Origin of the sequence: Microbacterium sp. bgisy203 (assembly GCF_965345155.1) — a bacterium.
GTDB lineage: Bacteria > Actinomycetota > Actinomycetes > Actinomycetales > Microbacteriaceae > Microbacterium.
Window position 1 is genome coordinate 106,434 of the sequence record NZ_CBDRLZ010000002.1, and the last position, 16,096, is coordinate 122,529.

Sequence of the window (16,096 nt, forward strand, 5' to 3'; positions counted from 1 at the left end):
GGCGATCGCACGGTCGCGCCCCCGACGCCGGGCGACGCCGACGACGTTGTCTTCACGTTCTCGTTCGAGACATACACCGATGCCGTACGTCGCGGGATGATGCGTCCTCCGGATCGCATCGCCGCCAGTCTCATAGCGAGCCCTCAGGTGCGGCGGTTGCTCATCGCCAACCCCTTTCGATGGGCGCCGCGCGTGATGGCCGGCCCGCTTCTCGATCGCGACGCCCGCTTTCCGTCGCTGACGGACCGCTGGCTCCTGTCGCCGATGCGACTGCGCCGTGTCGACCGTCCGGAGGTCGCGGCCGTCGAGTGCGACTACGCCGCGTACGACGGCGCCCTCGCCCGCGCGGTGGCGCGGCGTGGGCTGCGTGACCCGCTGGTGCTCACGACGAATCCTCTCGTGGCGGGGTACGCCGCGCTCGACTGGGCGCGAAGCGCGACCTATTTCGCGCGCGATGACTGGCTGAGCTCGCCTGGACGCGAAGAGTATTGGGATGCGTTCCGTGTGGCGTATGCGCGCATCGCAGTCTCGGGTCGTGCGGTCACCGCCGTGTCGCAGCAGATCATCGATCGCATCGCTCCGACGGGACCGCACGAGGTCGTGCCGAACGGTGTCGAGCCTGCAGAATGGTCAGGCGCACGGCCCGAGGCGCCGCGGTGGTTTGCGGACATCCCCGGTCCGCGCGCGGTCTACGTCGGCACGCTCGATTCGCGACTGGATGTTCCCGGAATCGTGGCCCTGGCGCGAGCGCGGCCGCAGTTGCAGATCGTCTTGCTCGGCCCCCTGCCGGATCGCTCGTATGTGGCGGATGCCGCGGCGCTCGCGAACGTGCACGTGCACCTGAGCGTCGGGCGCGCCGAGCTGGTCGCGACGCTCCGCAACGCGGAGCTCTGCCTGGTCGCGCATCGGCGGACGCCGCTGACGGAGGCTATGAGCCCCCTGAAGCTGTACGAGTACCTGGCGGCGGGGTGCCCGGTGCTATCGATCGATCTGCCTCCGGTGCGCGGGATCGACGATCGTGTCTATCTCGTCGACTCGGTGGCCGACTTCGTCGATGTCATCGACGAAGCACTCGAGCGCGGTCGAGCGACTGAGGACGAGCGGATGAGATTCGTCGATCAGAACTCCTGGGCCGCGCGGCACGAGACGATCTTCGCCATCGCTCGGCGCGCGGCGTAGTCGGCGTCTGCGGCGTCCGAGACACTGCCCTTCCCGCGCGTCCGAGTGGCTGTTCGGCCGCAGTGTTAACGGAGTGTCACGCGGCGCCGAAACTTGTGTAACGAACGTCTTGAAGGGGTGGAGCGAGCTCGCCGGAGCGGGCATGCTTGGACCCCAAGCACCACGCGATCTGTTAGTGATCGTGGAGCGAGCAGCTGGCTCTACGCGAGAGTGTCGGAGGCGTCCGGGGGGACGCTGAGAAGGCCTGGGGGGGCCGATGGCCGCGGAATCGACTATTGCAGCACCTGTTCGTTCGCTTGCCCTGCCGGCGGCGACGCTCACTCCGATCATCTCGGCGGGTGCCGAGATCGCGAGACAGCCGCGTCGCCTCGGCTGGCGGCGGCGCCTCGTCATCGGTCTCGTGGCGACGGACCTGGCCACCGTCGTGCTGGCCGTCGCGCTGGCCCAATTCTTGAGATTCGGCGAACCGGGAGGGTCGCGCACCGACCTCGCGTACCTTCTCCTCGGCGGCGGTGTTGTCCTTATCTGGATGGTCGCGCTGTCGGCGTTCCGCACCCGCGTGCATCGCAACATCGGCACTGGCATGGTCGAGTATCAACGGGTGCTGCAGGCGACGTTCGGTACTTTCGGTGTTCTTGCGATCGTCGCGTTCCTGCTGCAGGTCGACATCGCGCGCGGCTATCTCGCAGTGGCGCTGCCGGTGGGTCTCGTGATGCTCGTGGTCTCACGCGGCGTCTGGCGCACCTGCCTCCATTCGCTGCGTCGTCGTGGTCGGTGCATGACGGGGACGGTCATTGTGGGCTCGGAAGAGGACGTCCTTCGGGTCGTTCGCGACCTGCGGCGGAACTATCGGGTGGGGTACCGCGCGATCGCGGTGAGCATGCCCTCGCTTCCTCTGTCGAGCCCCGATCGCGGATCGGCCCCCGTCGATGGCTACGACCTCGCGTTCATCGAGCTCGCCAAGGTAGCGGAGGTCTCCAAGCGCAGTCGAGCGCGCGCGGTGATGGTGGCGGGCAGCCTGCCGGGTGGCAACGAGGCGATCCGGCGTCTGGGCTGGGAGTTCGAGAACTCCAATGTGGAGCTGATCCTGATGTCGCGTCTCACGGACGTCGCCGGCCCCCGCATTCATATGCGACCGATCAACGGGCTGCCAATGGTGCATGTCGATCTGCCGCGGTACTCGGGCACGGCGCACATCGCCAAGCGCGCGTTCGATGTTGCGCTCGGCACACTCGCCCTGGTGATCCTGTCGCCGCTCCTCATCGCGATCGCGGTCGCGATCCGCGCGAGTGACGGCGGGCCGGTGATCTTCCGTCAGGGGCGGGTCGGCGCGAACGGTTCGCGATTCGAGATGCTGAAGTTCCGGTCGATGGTGGTGGATGCCGAGGCGCGCCTGGCGGCGCTCCGCGACGCCGATCAGGGCAACGGCGTGCTGTTCAAGATGGCCGATGACCCGAGGATCACGCGTGCAGGGCGGTTCCTCCGCAAGTACTCGCTCGACGAGCTGCCGCAGTTGTGGAATGTCGTCCGCGGTGACATGAGCCTCGTCGGTCCGCGACCTCCGCTGCCGAGCGAGGTGGAGCAGTACGAGTCCCACGTCAGTCGGCGCTTGCTCACACGGCCCGGGGTCACGGGGCTCTGGCAGGTGAGCGGCCGCTCGAATCTGACGTGGGAGGAGAGCGTCAAGATCGACCTCTACTACGTCGAGAACTGGTCCCTCTCGGGCGACATCGTGATCCTCGCCAAGACAGTGCGGGCCGTCGTGAAGGGCGACGGAGCGTATTGAGGAACGCGCGCCGGGGGTGCGTACGTGCAGCACACGGATGGGGGCGGACATGACAGGTCTGATCGTGCAGGAGTGGATCGAACGGTCGGGTGGGGCTGAGCAGGTCCTCGACGCCCTGCGCATCGCGTTGCCCGACTCTCGGTTGTTCGCGCTGTGGTGCGACGACGATGAAAGGTTCGCCCCCGACACGGTGGCGGAGTCGTGGATGGCGAGGACGACGCTGCGTCGTCACAAAGCGCTCGCGTTGCCGCTCATGTCGTCGACCTGGAAGCGGGCGCGGGTGGATTTCGAGCCGGACTGGGTGCTCACGAGCACGTATGTCTTCGCCCACCACTGCCGATTCGGCGCCGTGGACGGCTCCACGCCCAAGTTCTCGTATGTGCACACGCCGGCCCGCTACCTGTGGGAGCCGTCGTTGGACGGTCGCGGAGCGGGGGCGCTGATGTCGGCCCCGCGTTCGGTGCTGCGCGCGGTCGACCGCGCAGCGGCGCGCGACGCGGGCGATCTCGCGGCGAACAGCGAGTTCGTCCGCCGGCGGATCATCCGCGCCTGGGAGCGGGACGCGCGGGTGATCTACCCTCCCGTGGATGCCGCGGGGATCGTCGAGGGCGGCGAGTGGCGCGACAGGCTCACGGAGCAGGAGCAGGACATTCTGGAGTCGTTGCCCGAGCGCGGCTTCCTCATGGCGGCCTCTCGTCTCGTGCCCTACAAGAGGCACGACGCGGTGATCGGAATGGGACGACGCATCGGTGTACCGGTCGTGCTGGCGGGCACCGGCCCCGAAGCGGCCAGGCTCCAGGCCCTCGCCGCGGAGTCGACGGTCCCGGTGCACATGCTCGGGTTCGTCTCGGATGCGATGATGCGAGCACTCTTCCAACGGGCGCTGGTGTTCGTGTTCCCTCCCGTGGAGGACTTCGGGATCATCCCGGTCGAGGCGATGGCGGCAGGATGCCCCGTGATCGTCAACCGGATCGGCGGCGCGGCCGAGTCGGTGCTCGACGGCGTGACGGGCTTCCACGTCGACATCGACGACCCTGTCGCTGTGGCGTCGGCGGTGGATCGTGCGGGGTCGCTCGATGCGGGCGACGCGCGTCGTCGGGCGCTCAGCTTCGATACGGCACGTTTCCTCGAGGACGTGAGTCGATGGATCCTCGGACCGGCTGAAGCGGGCCGGGCGGCCGCTGCTCAGGCCGGCGCGACGCTCACGTCGTCCGCCCGCGACGAGTCGCCGAAGATCGCGGCGCGGGCGGCGGGGTAGCCCGGTGCCCAGTCGCGGCGACCTCGCCAGACCGCGCCCCAGGGTCGGTGCCCCCGCAGCGTAGCCATCTCCAACGCCGCGCGTGCGGCGACACCGGTGTGCAGAAGTGCTCGCCCGACGGCGGCGCGGCGCGGCGACCAGGTCTTGTTGAGGTAGGTCACCTTGCCCGCCATGACCATCGCCCCCTTGGTCGTGCTCGTGGACGATCCGCCGACGGTGTGGACGATCGTCGCCGGCGGGTACACGATGCAGGTCATGCCATGGGCGCGCGCGCGCATGCTGAGTTCGGCATCCTCTCCGTAGAGGAAGAAGTCTTCGTCCATTCCGCCGATGGCCCGGAAATCGTTCAGGGCCATGAGAAGAAGGCATCCCGTGATGATCGGCACTTCGCGGATCGTGTCGCGTGGCCAGGTCCCGAGGGACTCCGGGTCGAAGAGGCGCGATTGCCGGAACAGTGTCGACAGCAGCAGGGCGAACGCGGTCAGCGACCACAGGCTCGGCGCGCCCCAGCACGATGACGGCTCGACGCCGCCGTCGGGCCGCACGGTGCGGCCTCCGAAGACCCCATACTGCGGGTTGGCGCGTGCGAAGCGCACGAGGGCGGGAAGGCTCCCCTCGAGCATGGTCGTGTCGGGATTGAGCAGCAGCACATAGTCGCCTCGCGCCCGCTCCACGCCGACGTTGACCGCTCGGGCGAACCCGAGATTCTCGCCCGCGTCGACGATGTCGATGACAGAGGGGTCGGGGAGTGTGCTGCGCAGATCCTCGAGACCTTCGACCGACCCGTCTTCGCTGCCGTTGTCGACGACGATGATCTGCGCTGACACGTCGCCCCGCTCGCGCAGGACCGACTTCACGGCGTCGACGGTCTGGTCGCGCGTGTTGTAGTTCACCATCACGATGCTGACATCGGTCGACATGGTCGGTGCGCGCTCCTTCAGAGAGTGACGGCGGCGAGGTCGGTGCTGCGCACGGCGCGGTGCCGGCGGGCGAGTTCGAGCGTCTCGCGCGAAAGTTCCTCGGGGTCGCAGACGATCGCGAGGCCGCGTTCGGCGAGGAAGTCGGCGAGGTCCCGCTGATGCGCATCGACGTGTTCGCCGTGCTCAACGGATCGAGGAGAGAGGATGGGGATCTTCCCGGCCTGCAGCGCAGCGAGTGCTGTTCCGGTGCCGGCGTGGCCGATGACGACGTCGGCGGCCACGAGCGCGTCGGCCAGGTCTGCGGACGGCACCGACTTCACGGTCTCGAACAGGAGGCCGGTCGGGTCGGTCGAGCCGATCTGCCACAGCACGTCGGCGTCTGAGGGAATGGCGGCCGCGGCGGCGTCGACCAGACGGCGGAACCCGAAGTCGCCGTTCCCGCCGACGGTCACGACGACGCGACAGATCTCACTGTCGGCGGCGGGTGCGTCTTCGGCGCGGAATCCGTCGAAGACCGACAGTGCATACGCCCAGCGGTCGTTCACGGCGTGCGGGTACTGCACGAACCGCCGCACCCACGGCACGCGCTCCATGATCTTGCCGGTCGTGGAGATGCCCGTCACGCGCGTCGCGCTCTCGATGTAGGTGAACGGGATGCGCCGGGGGGATGCCGGCAGCAGCGCGGACAGGGCGATCTGGGCACCGGTGCTGATGACGGCATGGATGTCGTGATCGCGGAGGATCCTAGAGGCGACGTGGGTGTCACGAAGCACGCCGGCATAGTCCCGCGGTGGTCGCGTGGGCACGTGGTAGACCCGTTCTCCGTCGAGAAGCGATCGGCTCTGCGCCGTGTCGTTGGTCAACCAGACGACGTCGTCGTCGACGATGCGCCCGGAGAGCATCTTCAATTGCGTGAGGTGGCCTCCGGAGATCGCCACGAGCAGAGTGGTCATGGTGCTGCCTCCTCGAGTGCGGTCCAGGCCATCTGAGCGATCGCCTTCTGACCGAGCGCGGACGGGTGGAAGTAGTCCACGGACGAGATCTCGTCGCGTTCGAACGGGTACGTGTAGAGCGCCCCGCCGTCGGTCGTGCACGAGAGCTCCGAAGTGCACACGTCGGCGATGACGCTGTTGAGCTCCTGATTGCGCATCGTCACGGCCGCGCGACGCTCCTCGGCGGCGGGGCTCATGTCGTTGGCATCGCCGAGGAGGTTGCGGCACGAGGGGCTCGAGTTCCACACGTCGCGCGCCTTCGGATCTTCGTGGCCGATCTCCCACAGCCGATGCAGGTCGGGGATGGAGAGCGCGAGGATCCGTGCATCGGGTGCGCCGTCGTGCACCCGGGCCACCAGCTCGCTGTACTCCGCACGGAATGTGTCGACCGGCGTCATCGAGTCGAGATCACCCTTGCACACGTCGTTGCCGCCGAGGAGCACGAGCACGAGGTCGGGCTGGGACCCGATGACTTCATCGACGCGGACGTCGAGCGCGTCTGCGACCGTCCCGCCGTCTTTGGCACGGTTGTTGACCTTCGGAGCGTCGCCGGTCACGGAGGCGACGCGCAGCGCGACGGAGGCGACCGACGGGTCGTCGCCCGACGCCCAAGACGCCGCGCCGCAGCGGCCCACCTCGCCGCAGGCGTTTACCCCGAGCGAGACGGAGTCGCCGAGCACGCCGATCACGTCGATGTCGTCGGCGCCGGCGCTCGGCATGCCCGACAGGTCGACGGAGGAGCGCGGCGCCGGTGCGGACGTGCACCCGCCGAGCGCTGCGGCGAGCACGATCGCGGTGGCGATCGTGACTCGCGGCGACGTGCGGAGGGTCATGCCGTTACCCGTGACGTCTCGTCGCGGTTCCACGCCTGGCGGTCCCCGCGTGCCATCGTGCGGGCGGCGATGATGTTCGGCGCCGTCCAGGTCACGCAGTAGACGAGGAAGGCCGGCCAAAGCCAGGGACGAGCGCCCACACGAAGCAGCAGTGACCCGCGACCCGCAGCGCGCGCGGGTGGTGCGGTGTGAAGCTCGGCGGCAAGCTCGCGGTTGCCGCGCGCGATGCGGACGGAACGGCGCAGGTGAGCGCGGATGCTTCTCGCGCTGCGGACGGTGAAGGCGTGGTCTTCGAGGGTCAGGCGTTCATCGGGAGAGAAGAGCTGCTGCACGAAGCGGTCATCGGCGATGACATCCGGCCAGTGCCCGAAGCGGGCGCGACCGTCCTGCGAGAGCGCGTAGACACCCGACCCGATGTGTCCCCGCAGCCGGTAGTCGGTGAGCTCCCACACCCGATAGTGCTGGCGCACAGCCCACGATGCCCGGCTCGTGTCGACGATCAGTCGCGGTGAGGCGACATCGACGCCGTCGCCGAGCAGCGCATCGCACAGCGCGAGCAGAGTGTCGACGTCGATCGACACATCGGCGTCGAGGTAGACGCGGGGAAACGCGACGGCGGTCGCGTCCCCGGCTTCGAGAGCGGCGATCTTCGATGCGGTCTCGATCTCCACGACCGTGACCCCGTTGTGCTGACGCGCCCGCGAAGCGGTGTCGTCACGGCATCCGTTCGCCACGACGACGACCTCGAGAAGTGCGCTGCGGACGTCGCCGGAGAGCACGTCGAGAAGGCGGTCGATGACGGCCCCCTCATCGTGTGCGGGGATGACGACCGATCCGCGGAGGGTCATGACGCTCCCGCTGTCGTCGGCGCCACGGTCGCCGTAGCTTCAACCGTGCGCGTGCTGGCCGTACGCCGGGGCGTCTCCGTGAGCACCCACCCGCCGACCGCGAGCAGCATCATGTGCATGAGGAACGACTGGAAGAAGCCGAACGCGTCGAAGAAGAACAGCGAGGCCGAATAGCCGGCGATCGCGACGGCGACCGCGACCGCGAGCATCGCGTGGCGCCGCTCGGCCGCGCGGCGGAGGGCGAAGAAGAGCAGCATGACGACCGGCGCCAGCATGAACACCGCGAACCCGGCGACTCCCAGTGCGCCGGCCTCCATCAGGACGCCGAGCACTTGGTTGTCGAGGATGAACGAGTTCGCATCGTCGCCGGTGACGATGCGACTGCCGAACCCCAGGCCGAAGAACGGATTCTGGGCGACTTCCGCCATGGCGGGTTCGAGGTCGGCGAGTCGGCCAGCGCCGCGCATGCCTGCCGAGGTGTACTGCGAGGCCACGAGCTCGTCGACGTTCAGGAACGACAAGAGCATCGAGTCGAGCTGCGCCGGCACGACCGCGCCTGCGAGGACGAGCAGGGGCACCGCCGCAACGAGAGAGGTGAGAGCGACGCGCGGGACGAAGATGAGCCCGAGCAGGAACATCACGCCGAGAACGACGACGGCGGTGCGTGAGATGGCTGCCACGATTCCGCCGAAGACGAGGATCGTGCCGACGGTGTAGACGATGCGCCGATTCATCGGGTTGCGCGGGTAGAGCGCGTATTTGGCGAGGTAGATCAGGATCGGGATGAACATGCACAGCAGCACCGCGAGGGCGATGGGATGCTGCGCCGAACCGTAGGCACGGTTGACGCCGGCCCGCGTCGCCTCGCCCCCGTCGCGCAGCATCATGAGCGGCAGGAACTCCGACAGACGCCAGAACACGTTCACCCGTGTCACGCGCTCGATGACGGCGAAGAACGCGACGATCATCGCGCACCACGACAGGAGCGTGAGGAAGGTGATCGTCGTGCGCTCGGAGGTGAGCAGTTGGCGCACCGTGAACCACACGCTCACGAGCGTGCCGAGCTGGACGAAGGCGGAAAGCGACGTGGTGGCGAGACCCGCCTCGACCAGTCGTGTCCCGTTCGCGATGAACGAAACGACCAGCGTCGCGACGAAGATGCCGAGGGGCCACCCGAAGGCCACCGGCCTCCAACGGCGCCGCGGGTTGACGAGGAAAGCGCCGGCCAGGCAGATGATCGCGATGAAGATCATGACGCGGTAGGGCTCGAGCGCGAAGCCGATGTTGATCGGCAACGCGTAGCGCCGCGCCGGGATGAACATGATGCTGACCGCGAGCAGGAAGAGGAGAGCGGGCCAGGTGAAGAGGATGCGGCGGCTGAGGAACACCGCCGAGAGCCCCAGGAGCAGTGCACCCGGAATGAGCGGAGGCAGGAAGATGACCGCGACGAGGACGAGGGCGGCGAGGAGGAGAGCGGCGGCGATGATCCAGCCGCGTCGTGGCGGCGCGGGTTGTCCGCCGTTCTTCGTCGTCGCGCGCTCGTCCCGACGCGGGACGGTGGCGTCGATGGTCATGTCCGTGGCCTGGTCGGCTCGACCGGGGCTTCAGTTCTCGTCGTGGGTACCGGCGGTGACGAGTTCTCCGCGCTCGCGCCGCGTCGACCGGGTGCGCTCGCCACCGGGCTCTTCGTCGGTCGCGGCGTCGTCCGTCGGTACGTCCTCGACGGCGTCGATCGACGTGCCGGTGGTGTCGGTTTCGCCTGCCGCACCGGCGGTGTCGTCGGCAGCCCGTCGCTTGCGGGCGCCCGAACGGATCCCCGCGACGACGAATGCCAGGACGACGAAGGCGAGGAAGACGCCGAAAAAGGTCACGACGACCGGGATGGCGGGGTTCGAGCCGTCGCCTTCGACCGCCTTGCCCTCGGCGAGCGGCTCGACCGAGGTTCGCTGGTTCTCCGCGATCTGCTGCGAGTCCTGTTGCTCGACGAGGTAGGACTGGAACGCGGTCGCGGCGGCGCGAGAGATCTCCTCCGCGCGTTCGGGCGTTGCGGCGATGCCGACGGCCTCGAGCACCGGGAGCTCGTAACGACCCGGGAACCGCTCGTCACCGGCGGGCTGCGTGGTCCGGCGGAGCGCGGTGATCGACTCGGTGTCCTCGTCGAGAGGCCCGACGGACGCCTCGACCTCGCTGCGGATCTCGTCGCCGGTGATCATGTAGGCGTAGAGCAGTGCCGACTGGGCGAGGTCGGCGTTCACCGGTGGTGTGCCGCCTTCGGGGACGGTCTCCGCCTGGGTCTCCGATTGATACATCGACTGGGTCGGACTGGTGACGAGCATCGTCGTCGCGGCCGAGTAGGTCTTCGCAGTGCGAGAGACCACCTGCCCGTCTTGGATCTGGAAGCCGGCGAAGAACGCAGCCGCCGCGGCGACGACGGCGCCGAAGAGGAGCAGCCACTTGTAGGCCCAGAGAGTCTGAAGGTACTTCGGTGTTTCCATGGTGCAGTTCCCCTTGCTGCTCGATCCGCGATGAATCACGCGGACTCTGCCCACACACCGTCGGGCGGATGAACGGCGCTCCATCCCCCGATGAAGAACCGTCTGAACATCGTCGCGTCGCAGTATTAACGGCGCATCCTTCGAATGTTGCGCTCGTGTAAAGAGTCGGCGACATTCGCGGCATCCGGTTGTGTCGTCTCACGCGCGACCCGCACAGTGGTGACCAGAGTCAACAGGGAGCAGCCCATGACCGTCATTCCTTCTGGGGAGGGGGGTGAGAGTCTGACTATCGCGTACAGCTTCCCGCACGTCTTGGGGGCACCCGGCATCGGGTGGACGGCGTGGAACCAGATCACGGAGCTCATCGCCGGCGGGCACCGCGTGCACGTCATCGCGGCGAGCACGGCGCGCCCCGTCCCGGGGGCGGCGTCGGTGACGACGACGCTCACCGTGCGCGGTCGCCGCATTCCTCATCGTGTCTTCGGTCGAGATCGTGCGCTCGCTCTGCACGACGCGCGTACCGCGCGGTGGCTCACGCGTCGCGCCGTGCGCGAGTCCGTCGATGTCGTCCACGCGTGGCCGCTCGCCGCCGAGCGGACGTTCGCGGCGGCGCACCGTGCCGGGCTGGCCGCCGTGCGCGAAGTGCCCAACACGCATACGGCCCACGCGTACGATGTTGTGGCTCGCGAGTACGCCGCGCTCGGGATGGAGATGCCCGAAAGCGACAGTCACACGGCGAACGGCCGTCGGCTGCGCCGGGAAGAGCGCGAGTGGGCGAGCGCGACCGGGCTACTCGTGCCGTCCGAAGCCGTCGCCGACACGTTCCGTGCGCGGGGGTTCGACGATGCCCGGCTGCTGCGCCACCGCTACGGGTCAAATGCCGCACCGCACCGGCGGGAAGATGCGGAGCGACCTTTCACCGTCGTCTTCCTGGGTCGCGTCCAGCCGCGCAAGGGACTTCATCACGCGCTGCGGGCCTGGCAGGCGTCATCGGCCAGTAGGCACGGGCGCCTGCTCGTCTACGGGCGCATGGATGGGCGCTACCGTGACGCACTGGGGTCGCTTCTCGATCTGCCGGGGGTCGAGGTGCGCGGAAGCACCGACGACTCGATGCAGGTTCTCGCCGAGGCCGACGCGTTGGTGCTGCCCTCAGTGGAAGAGGGTAGTGCGCTCGTGACCTACGAGGCACAGGTCGCCGGGTGCATCCCACTGGTGTCGACCGCCGCGGGCGCGGTCATCAGCGAGGGTCGTACCGGTTTGTCACACGAGGCGGGCGACGTCGCCACGCTCACCGCGCACCTCGACCTCCTCGCGGGCGACCCGGCTTTGCGTGCTCGAATGCGGGCGGCTGTGCTGGATGCCGCGAGCGAGCTCACCTGGGCGGCCGCCGCGCGCGAACTCGTCCACGCGTACCGGCTCGCGATCGCCCGTTCGGGTGCGGCGGCGGCTCGGTGTGAGGATGGGCCGTGATCCGCGGTGAGGACGTGACATTGATCGTCTGCACGCGCGAGAGGCCTGAGATGCTGCGCGATGCGCTCGCCTCGTTCTTGGAGCATTCTCCCGAAGGGCTGGAGATTCTGGTCGTCGATTCTGCATCGACGACGTCGAAGACGCTGGAGGTCGCCGACGAGGCGGGTGTCCGGGCGGTGCGCACCGACATCAAGGGCCTCTCGATCGCTCGCAACGTCGGGCTCGCGACGGCTCGCCGGCCGATCGTGGTCTACAGCGACGATGATTGTCGTGCGCTCCCGGGCTGGCTCGATGCGGCCCTGGCGCACTTCGACGACGAGCGGGTCGCCGCGGTGACGGGTGCCATGCTCCACGAGGCGTCGGACACCGCAGCGCGACAGGTGCGTTCGCCCAAGCGCTACACGAAAACCCTCGAGGGGCTCGACGCCGGTCACGGAGCGGTCATGGCGTTTCGTCGCGATGTGGTCGAGGGGCTCGGCGGCTTCGATCCGGTGATGGGGGCGGGACGATACCTGGCCGGGGCGGAGGACCTTGACATCTTCTGCCGCATTCTCGACGACGGAAGGGCGATCGTCTACGACGCCGAGTTCGCGATCGACCATGCCCACACGCGTGAAGACGACGCGTACACGGTCCTGCACCGCGGTTACGGCCTGGGGCTGGGAGCGTTGGCCGACAAGTGGCTGCGACTTCGGCCCACGGTGGGTCTGATGATGTCGGCCGTCATCGTGAAGCGGACCGTCGTACGGGCGGTGCGCAACCGGAGCAACGTGCGTCGTCGCGACGCCGACCTCGCTCTGCTGGGGGGTTTCTGGTCGGGACTCTTCGCCACTGCGGGAATGCGCCGCGCAGGGCGGGTCTTCGTCGACGCTCGGCCGCCGCAGCCCATCACGCTCGACTCGCCCCCGCCTTCCGCCGAGATCGTGGACGATCCCATCAGGGGAGGTCTCGCGGCGTCGGCGAAGGCGGAGCTGATCAGCTCGCTCGACGAGAAGTACCTCGTCAACGACGTGGTCTTCGCAGCGATGTGCGCTGCGGGGACGATGATCGTCGACGGGGCGTCGCTGCGCGGTGCGGACGGCGGGCTGGATCGAACAGCGATCCGTCGTCTGTTCGAGGGCGCGAGCTGGTTCGCGCCCGCGCTCCGTCAGCGGCTCGTGTCGACGCCGCTGGGGGTGACGACGCCGGCGTGGGTGCCGGTGTCACATCTCGACATGAGCCGTCATGTGCGTTTCGCGGACGGCATCGTCGCCGACGATCCCGAACTGGTCGATGCGCTGACGGGACGTTCCTCGCCTCCCCTCGACCGTTCGCGACCGCTCTGGGACGCGGAGTTCGTGGAGCTCGACTCGGGGCGTGTCGCGATCGTCTTCCGGTACCACCACGTCGTCGGCGATGCGTTGTTCGGCTTGCGGATCGGCGACGTGCTCGCCGGCCCCACTCCCCTGGGGGAGCCGCTGGTTCCCGGGCCCGAGGAGCTCCGCGTGCTGGGAGTGCCGCCGCGCGGAGGCATCCATGTGCTGTGGCTCGCCTTCGCGTCGTGGCGGGCGCTGCACCCCTCGCTCCCGGAGATGGGGGCGGCGTACTGGCGGAAGTCCTTCCGCATGCGGCTCCGGCGGTGGGCGGGACGCGCGATCCGGCCGGTGAAGAACGCCCGTATCCGTCGATCCGACGCGGTCGCGCGTGCGATGACGGGGCGCTCGTCGCAGTATGCGGTGGTCGACTTCGCCGCCGCGACAAAACGCGCGTTCCGCCTCGGTGGCACGGTGAACGATCTCACCGTCGCGGCGACACTGCACGGGGTGGCGGCGCAGCGCGTCGGGCCGACGACGGTGTCGCTGCTCGTGCCGATCTCGCGACGGCGAGCCGGCGACACGACGACCCGCAACGACATCAGCGTCGTCAAGGTCACGGTCCCCGCCGACGCTTCGCTGGAAGAAATGGTGCCGCTCGTGAGGGTGCAGGTGCAGGAGGCGGTGGATGCCGGGGGGTCGATCGTGGTGGGCGAGGCGGATTGGGTCGGATACGCGACGTACGTGACGTGGGGGCGCGATCAGCGCTTCGTCGGCACAGCCTCCGTCGAAACAGTGACGGGATGGCCCGCGGGTGACCCGAAGGATGAGGTCGCGGTGCTTGCGTGCTCGTATCGCCGAGACCTCGTGGTGAGCGTGACGGTGGGCGAGGGTCTGGATCGGCGCCTGCTGATGTCGTCGATCGTCGACGCGTTCGCGGGGCAGCCGATTCTGAGGGATGCCTGATGGGCGCTGTCGGTGTGCTCCGGAGCATCCTCGATCCGAGGACCGTGCTGCACGGCATCCGGCTGGCGCACTTCTCGTTCTATTCGTTTGTGGGACAGGTTCCGCGGCTGACACGGGGTGCGAACGTCTCGATGGCGCCGAACGTGTCGTTCCGCAATGCGGATCGCATCAGTATCGGCGCGGGCACGCATATCGGCGAGTTCAGCGTGATCTGGGCGGGCAACTCCACCGGTCGAGTGATCATCGGCGACCACTGCCTGTTCGCGCCGCATGTGACGCTGACGGCGTCGAACTACGGCATCGTCCGGTCGGCAACGCCGATCATGGATCAGCCGAAGGTCGAGCGCGACATCGTTATCGGTGACGGGGCATGGCTGGGGGCGAATGTTGTCGTGCTGGCGGGAGTGACCGTGGGCGAGGGGGCGGTGATCGCCGCGGGGGCGGTGGTCACGAAGGACGTACCGGCGTTCGCGATCGCGGGCGGTGTGCCTGCGCGGGTGATCGGGGAGAGACCCGAGCAGTAGTCATGCGGTGTGCGCGGGGGCGCGCAACGCGGAAGTGTCCGTCGGGGGTCGACGGCGAAGTACACCATCTCTGAGGGGACGTTTATGGGTGTGAAGGTTCGGCGACGTCAGATCGCCGGTATGGTCGCGTGCACTGCGGTGGTCGCGATGTTTTTGGGGGCAGGTGCCGCGTCGGCGGCCACGCAACCGCAGCAGCTGATCGCTCCGGTGCGCACGGTGGAGGCTGACCTTCCTCCCTCGTCGGTGCTGCAAGCGGGGGCATGGGGCGGGCCCGCCGTCGCGATCATCGACTCGGGCGTGAGCCTGCACGATGATCTCAACGTCGCCGGTCAGGTCAACTGCACCGCGTCGGGCGACGGGCAGGATCCGAACGGCCACGGCACGGCGGTCGCCGGGCAGATGGCCGCGATCAACGACGACAACGGGATCGTGGGCATCGCGCCCGGGGCGCCGATCTACTCGATCCGCGTGTTCGACGCCAAGCTCAACGGCAGCGTCTCGAACATCTCGTGCGCGTTGCAGTGGGTGCTCGACAATCACGCCCGGTACGACATCAAGGTCGTGAACATGAGCATGCAGTACGAGCAGGCCGATGACGGCAACTGCGGCATCTCCAACAACGACGTGGTGCACCAAAAGATCTGCGCGATCGTCGCGCGGGGCGTGACGGTCGTCGCGGCCGCGGGCAACTCGCGCACCGACATGGCCGGCTTCGCGCCGGGAACATACGACGAGGTGCTGTCGGCGACGAACTTCGCCGACTTCGACGGTGCTCCCGGCGGGCGCGGGTCGCCGACATGCTCGGAGTCGGGGATGCCTGCGGACGACAGCTACAACCCGCGCAGTAACTACGCGGTCTCCGCGGCCGACATCGCCCACACGGTGGCGGCGCCAGGCACCTGTCCGGTCACGACGAAGAAGGGCAATCGCTATGGTCTGGTGGCTTCGGGCACGAGCCTGTCGGCGGCGGTGACGAGCGGAGTCGTGTTGCAGTGCTACCGGGTGGGAACGTGCGCGGGCAAGACGCCGGCGGAGGTGATCGCGATCATCCGCGATCAGGCCGAGTCGGCGGCGCAGTTGCGTGGCAAGACGTTTGCTGGTGACCCGACGCGGCCCGTCGCAGGACGGTTCTATGGCTACGGGGTGTCGACGGTACCCACGACTCCAACTCCCACGCCCACGCCGACTCTCACGCCCACGCCGACTCCGACTCCGACTCTCACGCCGACGCCGTTACCCACCCCGGACACCGTGCCGCCGTCGGTCTCCTTCGTGAACCTCGTCGACGGTCAGAAGGTCTCGGGAAGCATGGTCGTGCGGGTGGTCGCGACCGACGACGTCGGAGTGAAGGGTGTGACGCTGTGGTCGGGAACGGCGAAGCTCGCGACGATGAAGCTCTCGGGCTCCGAGTGGACGGCGACGCTCAACTCGCGCTCGTTCGCCAACGGCGTCTATCCGATCGAGGCTCGGGCGACGGACGCGGCCGGTAACACCGGTCGCAGCACGATCGTGAACGTGACGGTCGCCAACTGA

The 16,096-nt window shown here is 68.5% G+C and carries 13 protein-coding genes; 7 read left to right on the top strand and 6 right to left on the bottom strand.

All coding sequences use genetic code 11. From position 1 onward, the window contains the following. The first annotated feature begins 195 nt into the window (after window positions 1-195). The 3 genes from ACRVYW_RS03905 to ACRVYW_RS03915 all read left to right on the top strand — a co-directional run bounded on the left by ACRVYW_RS03905 (window position 196) and on the right by ACRVYW_RS03915 (window position 4,223). A complete protein-coding gene (locus ACRVYW_RS03905; protein WP_431802582.1) occupies window positions 196-1,179 on the top strand; it encodes a glycosyltransferase family protein in 984 nt (327 codons plus the stop codon). Between the two features lie 256 nt (window positions 1,180-1,435). Next, window positions 1,436-2,965 (top strand): sugar transferase, encoded by a 1,530-nt coding sequence (locus tag ACRVYW_RS03910; protein WP_431801919.1) that lies wholly within the window; start codon window positions 1,436-1,438, stop codon window positions 2,963-2,965. A gap of 49 nt (window positions 2,966-3,014) precedes the next feature. After that, window positions 3,015-4,223 (top strand): glycosyltransferase, encoded by a 1,209-nt coding sequence (locus ACRVYW_RS03915; RefSeq protein ID WP_431801920.1) that lies wholly within the window; start codon window positions 3,015-3,017, stop codon window positions 4,221-4,223. Here the strand turns inward: ACRVYW_RS03915 and ACRVYW_RS03920 are convergent. The 6 genes from ACRVYW_RS03920 to ACRVYW_RS03945 are packed head-to-tail and all read right to left on the bottom strand — an operon-like array spanning window position 4,151 to window position 10,311. Then, a complete protein-coding gene (locus ACRVYW_RS03920; RefSeq protein WP_431801922.1) occupies window positions 4,151-5,143 on the bottom strand; it encodes a glycosyltransferase family 2 protein in 993 nt (330 codons plus the stop codon). The genes ACRVYW_RS03915 and ACRVYW_RS03920 overlap by 73 nt on opposite strands. 17 nt (window positions 5,144-5,160) lie before the next feature. After that, window positions 5,161-6,096 (bottom strand): glycosyltransferase, encoded by a 936-nt coding sequence (locus ACRVYW_RS03925; protein ID WP_431801924.1) that lies wholly within the window; start codon window positions 6,094-6,096, stop codon window positions 5,161-5,163. Further along, window positions 6,093-6,968, bottom strand: a complete 876-nt coding sequence (locus tag ACRVYW_RS03930; RefSeq protein WP_431801926.1) for an SGNH/GDSL hydrolase family protein — start codon at window positions 6,966-6,968, stop codon at window positions 6,093-6,095. The genes ACRVYW_RS03925 and ACRVYW_RS03930 overlap by 4 nt, the downstream gene beginning before the upstream one ends. Next, entirely contained in the window at window positions 6,965-7,816 is an 852-nt protein-coding gene (locus tag ACRVYW_RS03935) for a glycosyltransferase (protein WP_431801928.1), read from the bottom strand. The genes ACRVYW_RS03930 and ACRVYW_RS03935 overlap by 4 nt, the downstream gene beginning before the upstream one ends. Continuing rightward, complete coding sequence (locus tag ACRVYW_RS03940; RefSeq protein ID WP_431801930.1) at window positions 7,813-9,390, bottom strand: O-antigen ligase family protein; 1,578 nt, start codon at window positions 9,388-9,390, stop codon at window positions 7,813-7,815. Before ACRVYW_RS03940 ends, ACRVYW_RS03935 begins: the two co-directional genes overlap by 4 nt. Window positions 9,391-9,420: 30 nt before the next feature. Further along, window positions 9,421-10,311 (bottom strand): hypothetical protein, encoded by an 891-nt coding sequence (locus ACRVYW_RS03945; RefSeq protein WP_431801932.1) that lies wholly within the window; start codon window positions 10,309-10,311, stop codon window positions 9,421-9,423. Window positions 10,312-10,557: 246 nt separating this feature from the next. Here ACRVYW_RS03945 and ACRVYW_RS03950 point away from each other — a divergent pair, with 246 nt between their 5' ends. The 4 genes from ACRVYW_RS03950 (at window position 10,558) to ACRVYW_RS03965 (ending at window position 16,096) form a co-directional block, all read left to right on the top strand. Next, window positions 10,558-11,781: a glycosyltransferase family 4 protein gene (locus ACRVYW_RS03950; protein ID WP_431801933.1), complete on the top strand. Its 1,224-nt coding sequence runs from the start codon at window positions 10,558-10,560 to the stop codon at window positions 11,779-11,781. Continuing rightward, window positions 11,778-14,039, top strand: a complete 2,262-nt coding sequence (locus tag ACRVYW_RS03955) for a glycosyltransferase (RefSeq protein WP_431801935.1) — start codon at window positions 11,778-11,780, stop codon at window positions 14,037-14,039. The genes ACRVYW_RS03950 and ACRVYW_RS03955 overlap by 4 nt, the downstream gene beginning before the upstream one ends. Beyond that, entirely contained in the window at window positions 14,039-14,563 is a 525-nt protein-coding gene (locus tag ACRVYW_RS03960) for an acyltransferase (protein WP_431801937.1), read from the top strand. The genes ACRVYW_RS03955 and ACRVYW_RS03960 overlap by 1 nt, the downstream gene beginning before the upstream one ends. An 84-nt stretch (window positions 14,564-14,647) precedes the next feature. Beyond that, window positions 14,648-16,096: a S8 family serine peptidase gene (locus tag ACRVYW_RS03965; protein ID WP_431801939.1), complete on the top strand. Its 1,449-nt coding sequence runs from the start codon at window positions 14,648-14,650 to the stop codon at window positions 16,094-16,096.